Origin of the sequence: Mesonia algae (assembly GCF_003253545.1) — a bacterium.
Lineage (GTDB): Bacteria > Bacteroidota > Bacteroidia > Flavobacteriales > Flavobacteriaceae > Mesonia > Mesonia algae.
On the sequence record NZ_QKYV01000024.1, the window covers coordinates 1 to 3,305 of the forward strand.

The window sequence follows — 3,305 nt, forward strand, 5'->3', positions numbered from 1 at the left end:
ACTCGTACGTGTAAGGGATCACTAATCTAAAACACGTTATAGTTCTCCTCTCTTTCTATATAAAGTTATTTAATACAAACTAAAGAAACACGTTAACTACTATAAAACCTCAAAACAAAAATTCTAACTTTACGAGGTTAACATGTTTTCCAATTTTCTTACTCTACTCTGTTATTTAAAAATATAAAAAATCTCTTCCTACATTAATAAAAATGGATGCGGATATTCGAGAAAGAATTTTTTTAGAATTAACACGATTATTTAAAGAAGATGCTGTCCAATTTGACAAGGCTATTACTGCAAGGACAGAACGAGATGATATAAATGATATAATTAAAAGTAATCTTCTAGGAAAAAAAGCATTAGCAGAACTTAAATTATCAATTGACATTCCTATCGAAATCACAAAACTTTGCATTGAACTTGCAGAAATATCTGACTATGTCTTCGATAATGCATTTCAAGGAGCAAGAGGAGATTCACAAGTAGCGTTAAGTGGTGCTGTCGCAGGAATTGCTGGTTGTTTATCAATAGTCTAATTAAATTTATTATCATTTAGTAGCGATGAATATTCTTGGACATCAAAGATTCTCATTGAGACCAAAGACTTAAAATCAAAATTTAATAAACTAAATGACATTGCAAGCTCTAAGATAAGATTACTTGAAGATGAAGTTTTTGCTATATCTAATTTTTAAAGAGAGGTTGTCCTATTACTAAATAATCTTAAATCAAAATCTAAGCTAACAGATAAAGACATTGAAAACGGAGCATCTCGGCTACAAAATTTATCATGGACTCATAAAGACGTTATTTGGTTGAACGAAGTCTCAAATCATCCTGCTAAAGTTCTTAAACCAAATTTAGCATTAAAAAAAGCCTTGGCATATAATTATGTTCCCGTTGAAAAGCTAGAGATTATTGATGATGAAAACGGTAGTTTTGAAACTGCTGGAATAATAAATCAACAAGATAAAATTGTGCATATCTCAAACAATTTTGACAAAAACACTCAAAATTTTACGGCAGCTCACGAATTGGGACACGCTCTTCTTCATAAACAATCAGTTTTACATAGAGACAGACCAATCAACGGAATATCTAAAAACGTTAAACGAAATTTTCGAACGGCAAGCAGATAAATTTGCAACTTATTTTTTAATGCCTTCAAAATTGGTAAAAAAAGAATTTTATGAAATGTTCTCAACCGAAAAATTTGTTATTGATGAAGAAACATCCTTTAATCTTATTAAGGATTCGCCAAGTAAATTAAGAAATGAATGTAGAAATTTAAGAGGATTAGCTATAAAAATAGCATCTTCTGAACGCTTCGACAATCAAAGTTTTGTTTCAATTGCTAACTTATTTAATGTTTCAACTATGGCGATGGCAATTAAACTTGAAGAACTAAATTTAATTGAATTTTAAAAATACTACTGCCAACACCGTGTATAATTAATTGCTTTTTCTGATTACTTGCGAAAATTCCTACGGAATTTTCTCTGGTCCGTAAAAGTTTGCTAACTTAGTTACCTTACCATAAACAAACACATTGGCAACAAGCTAAAATAATAAAATGAAAGTTAATACAGTTATACTTGTTTTTTTTATATTAATCAGCTGTAATACAAATAAACCTAATAACAAAACAGCTGGCAATTCTATAATTAAAAAAGATTCAATAAATACTCAAAGTAAGATGAATCTTATTACTCTCAATAAAATTAACTTGATAGGGAAATGGGAAAATGAAAAATGCCACTTATCTTTTCATATATTTAAAACAAAAAATCAATATTATTATACTTTTAAATCCGAAATTAGAGAAATATCTGATAGTTTAGACATTATAAAAGAAGATAAAAGTATTTATTTAAATTTTAAAGGAATTAAATGGTCAGAAAATAAAGGAGAACTTGGTCCTGAATATTTTGAAGAAATTCCTGATTCTTTAATTCAAGAAAAAAAGGAAATTCTTCCAATAGGAATATCAGCTTTATTTGACTCAAAAGAGGAAAATTTTGTAATTCAAAATTATGGTAATGCCATGAATTACTATACTAAATTAAAAGAAGGTTGTGAAAAATATCTATATTTTAATAAAAAGAAATCTACCTCTAAGGATACTCTAAATATTATTTCTAATTTTTTATCAAAATCAATAAAAAATCATACTGTACTACATTGGGAGAAAGGAGATATTAATAATGATAACATAAATGATTTCATTGTAGTGCTACAAAATGAATACCCAAATAAAGAGCTTACAGGTATGGATAATTCTTACTCAAGGATCGTTGTTTTACTTGAGACCTTAGAACATTATCCTAATTTCAAAATCGCTTCCATCAACCATAATATCTTAGAATGCTCTAATTGTGGAGGAGCAGGAGTTGGAGACCCTTTTATTGGTATTTCTATAAAGAACAATTATTTTTCTATTGAACAACTTTTTGGAGCTTGTGATAAAAGTTTTATAGTAACAACTTTTAAATATGAGAATAATAAATGGTTTTTACATAAAATAGGTCAAGATGATTATTCTTGTAATCAAGTAAATGAAAATGGCGAAATTAAAGTGATTCATAAAATGAAAACAAAAAAAGATTTTGGTTTGATTGAATTTAAAAATTACAAATAAAGCCTGTTGCTAACAACGTGTATAATTAATTGCTAGTTCTCGCCTACTTACGAAAGTCCTCGCAGACTTTCTAAGTCGGTTTTATTTGCTTAAAACACGCAACTGATGGTTATACAAACATGTTACCTGTGAGCTGATACCAGCCATCAAAAAGGCACATTTATTTTTTTTCAACGCGCAAAGCCAACGCTAAAAAAAACAAAAGCGCCTTTCCAACACTTTAAAAGAAAAATATTATTAATTTTATAAAAATTCCAGAATGAGTGTCCAAACCAAACTTTATGTTGATGACAAGATGTACGAGGTACTCGAATACCGATTGTGATACTACCAGAACTGCGACTACAACTACAGACCACACGGCAAGGTTTTTGGCGGAATGTTTGATCTTGTTATAGAAACCACAAAGGACGAAATCTTCACCGCTTGGGCAAAGCACCCAACAATGATCAATAACGCCAAGATTGTCCAGACACCAATAGCAATAGATGGTAAGAGTAGAACTTTTGAACTAATCGATACGCATTGCTCCTTCGATAAAAATCACTTTCGACATAACGGCAAAAAGGCGATGAAAAATTATATAACACTATCGCCCGCAATCCTCAAACTTGACGGTAGGCTAATTCACGCAAAACATTGGAAAGTATCAGATATTAATGCC

4 protein-coding genes and 1 pseudogene are annotated in these 3,305 nt (G+C 29.8%); all 5 read left to right on the forward strand.

Features of this window, described 5'->3' with window-relative positions; all coding sequences use genetic code 11:
- Nucleotides 1-212 precede the first annotated feature (212 nt).
- Nucleotides 213-539, forward strand: a complete 327-nt coding sequence (locus tag LX95_RS14370; RefSeq protein WP_111542152.1) for a cyclodeaminase/cyclohydrolase family protein — start codon at nucleotides 213-215, stop codon at nucleotides 537-539.
- 279 nt (nucleotides 540-818) lie between these two features.
- Entirely contained in the window at nucleotides 819-1,142 is a 324-nt protein-coding gene (locus LX95_RS14375) for an ImmA/IrrE family metallo-endopeptidase (protein WP_170116623.1), read from the forward strand.
- Between the two features lie 19 nt (nucleotides 1,143-1,161).
- Nucleotides 1,162-1,428 carry a hypothetical protein gene (locus tag LX95_RS14380; RefSeq protein WP_111542154.1) on the forward strand — a complete coding sequence of 89 codons (267 nt, stop codon included), beginning with the start codon at nucleotides 1,162-1,164 and terminating at the stop codon, nucleotides 1,426-1,428.
- A gap of 271 nt (nucleotides 1,429-1,699) precedes the next feature.
- Entirely contained in the window at nucleotides 1,700-2,641 is a 942-nt protein-coding gene (locus LX95_RS14385) for a hypothetical protein (protein WP_146240807.1), read from the forward strand.
- 340 nt (nucleotides 2,642-2,981) lie between these two features.
- Nucleotides 2,982-3,305 (forward strand): annotated as a pseudogene (gene tssD / locus LX95_RS14665) (type VI secretion system tube protein TssD); the annotation flags it as partial.